Origin of the sequence: Achromobacter sp. GbtcB20 (assembly GCF_019091095.1) — a bacterium.
Classification (GTDB): domain Bacteria; phylum Pseudomonadota; class Gammaproteobacteria; order Burkholderiales; family Burkholderiaceae_B; genus Achromobacter; species Achromobacter mucicolens.
On record NZ_JAGXJZ010000487.1, the window covers coordinates 1 to 279 of the forward strand.

Below are 279 nucleotides of genomic sequence, written 5' to 3' on the forward strand. Positions count from 1 at the left end.
TGGCCCCGCGCGACCCTATCCTGGGCATCACCGAAGCATTCAACGCCGACACCAATCCGGCCAAGATCAACCTGGGCGACGGTGTCTACTATGACGACAATGGCAAGGTGCCGCTGCTGCAATGCGTGCAGAAAGCGGAAGCGAAGCTGATGGAGCAGCCGGCGCCGCGCACCTACCTGCCGATCGACGGCCTGGCAGCGTACGACAAGGCTGTGCAGGAACTCGTATTTGGGGCCGGCAGCGCCGTAATTCAAGAGAAGCGCGCGATCACCGTGCAGG

The 279-nt window shown here is 62.7% G+C and carries 1 protein-coding gene; it reads left to right on the plus strand.

Translation table 11 applies throughout. The annotated features are described in order from the left end of the window. On the plus strand, positions 1-279 hold a 279-nt coding region (locus KVT32_RS29880), incomplete at both ends, for an aminotransferase class I/II-fold pyridoxal phosphate-dependent enzyme (RefSeq protein ID WP_217619404.1).